This window comes from Streptomyces sp. CO7, from assembly GCF_053474865.1.
The window spans coordinates 1-2432 of record NZ_JBRIOU010000001.1; the positions used below are offsets into that span (position 1 = coordinate 1).

At 70.4% G+C, this 2432-nt stretch carries 2 protein-coding genes; one reads left to right on the plus strand and one right to left on the minus strand.

Annotation, left to right across the window (positions count from 1 at the left end):
• Positions 1-411: 411 nt before the first annotated feature.
• Complete coding sequence (locus ACOV8S_RS00005) at positions 412-1419, minus strand: stage II sporulation protein M (RefSeq protein ID WP_448315079.1); 1008 nt, start codon at positions 1417-1419, stop codon at positions 412-414.
• 159 nt (positions 1420-1578) lie between these two features.
• Here ACOV8S_RS00005 and ACOV8S_RS00010 point away from each other — a divergent pair.
• On the plus strand, positions 1579-2432 hold an 854-nt coding region (locus ACOV8S_RS00010; protein WP_448315080.1), incomplete at its 3' end, for an RDD family protein.

A 2432-nucleotide genomic window follows, 5' to 3' on the forward strand; every position in this document is an offset into this window, starting at 1 on the left:
GACTTTTGGCACGCTGTTGAGTTCTCAAGGTGCGGACGCTTCCTTTGTACTGACCCTCTCGGGCTTTCCTCCGGGCGCTTCCTTCGTTTCCGACTCTATCAGACCGTTTCCGTTCCGATTTCCTCGGCGCTTTCCAGGTCCTTCGCCTTTCGGCGTTTTCCCTTTCCGGCGTTTCCGACTTTATCAGATGTTTTCGGCCGGTCCTGCCGGCTTCGAATTCCGATTTATCGGGGGATTGCCGCTCCGGTCCGATGAACGTCCGGGAAGCGACTCGGTAGATCCTACCGGCTGCCAGTGGGTGCTCCGCACCGCTTCGGGCAACTGTTCAAATCTACCTCCCCCATCGTGCCGCGTCAACGGCAGTTCCGGGGGCGAAGAGGAGAGTAGCAGCTTGTAGGTGCCCGATGCACATCAGGCGACGACCGGCGCCTCGGCGCTCCGGCCGCTCTCCTCCACGTCGCCCGTCTCGCCCGCACGGACGGCGCGACCGCCGAGTACCCACACATAGGTGAGGAACGCCAGCTCGACCACGACCCCGATGCCCACGCGCGCCCAGGTCGGGAGGCCCGACGGGGTCACGAAGCCCTCGATCGCGCCGGCCACGAAGAGCACCAGGGCCAGGCCGATCGCCATGGCCAGCGCCGCCCGCCCTTCCTCGGCGAGAGCCGTCCTGCGGGTGCGCGGTCCGGGGTCGATGACCGTCCAGCCGAGCTTGAGACCCGTTCCCGCGGCGACGAAGACGGCGGTCAGCTCGATCAGGCCGTGCGGCAGGAGCAGGCCGAGGAACAGCTCGAGCCGTCCGGCGTCCGCCATCAGACCGACGCCGATGCCGAGGTTCAGCATGTTGAGGTAGAGGACGTAGAGCACCGGCAGTCCGAGGAAGACGCCCGTGATCAGGCAGAGCGCCGCGGCCTGGGCGTTGTTGGTCCACACCTGGGCGGCGAACGAGGCGGCCGGGTGGCTCGAGTAGTAGTTCTCGTACTGACCGCCGGGACGGGTCATCTCGCGCAGGTCCTCGTCCGAACCGAGAACTGCCTGCACCTCCGGATGGGTGGCGACCCACCAGGCGAGGAGGGCTCCCACCGCGATGGACAGGATCGCCGTCGGCACCCACCAGCGACGTGACCGGTAGACGGCGGCCGGGAAGCCCTGCCCGAGGAAACGGGCCACGTCCTTCCAGGACCCATTGCGCGTACCGGTGACACGGCTGCGGGCGCGGGCGACGAGCTGGCTCAGGCGGCCGGTGATCCGCGGGTCAGGGGCGCTGGAGCGGACGACGGACAGATGGGTCGCCGCACGCTGGTAGAGGGCGACGAGTTCGTCCACCTCCGTGCCGGTCAGGCGGCGCCGACGGTTCAGCAGCGCTTCCAGACGGTCCCACTCGGCACGATGGGTGGCGACGAAGACGTCCAGATCCATGGGTGTCGGCTGCTCCTCAACCTGCGTCGACAGGGCGGTCCTGCGGCGGCGTGCTGCACAGCTTGGCAGACTGGCGGCCCGCACGTCAGTGCGGGAGGAATCCCGGCCGGGGCATGATCGCGGTGTCGGAAGTCCGGGCGGTCGGAAGGGGTGGGGCGGATGGATCAGTTGGTGACCGGCGAGGCGGTGGCCCTGGAGGTCAGACCGGCGCGGCTCCCGAGCAGGGCGCTGGCGCTGCTGCTCGACCTGACGGTGGCGCTGTTGGTCTGGGTCCTCGTGATGGTGCTGCTCTTCGCGACGATGAACACGGTGGACGACGCGGCCGGCGCGGCCATCTCGCTCGGCACCTTCCTGCTCATCCCCGTCGGGGCGCCCATCGCGGTGGAGGCGCTCACCCGCGGTCGCTCGCTGGGCAAGCTGGCCCTCGGACTGCGGGTGGTGCGGGACGACGGCGGGCCCATCGGCTTCCGTCACGCGCTGGTCAGGGGTCTGATCGGGATGTTCGAGCTCATCCTGACCTCCGGCGTGGTCGCCTGCATCGCCTCCCTGGCGTCCGCACGGGGCCGGCGGCTCGGCGACGTGTTCGCCGGAACGCTGGTGGTGCGCGAGCGGGTGCCGGGCGGGCAGGTGATGGGGACTCCGCCTCCGCCGCCGTGGCTGGTCGGCCGGTTCGCCGGGCTGGACCTGTCCGCCGTGCCGGACGAGCTGTGGCTGGCGGTGCGGCAGTACCTGACGCGGATGTTCCAGCTGGATCCCGCGGTGGGTCATGAGGTGGCGCACCGGTTGGCCGCGGACGTGGCGGCCCGCACGGGGGCGCAGACGCAGGGGGTGTCGGCGCCGGAGTTCCTGGGGGCGGTGTTCTACGAGCGGCAGATGCGGGAGGCCGCCCGGGCGCAGTCCGCCGCGCAGGCGAGGGCGCGGGTGCAGGCGCCGGTGGGCGGGGCGTACCCGTCGTGGGGGCAGGCTCCCGCGTACGGTTCCGCTCCCGCTCCCGCCTACGGTCCCGCTCCGAC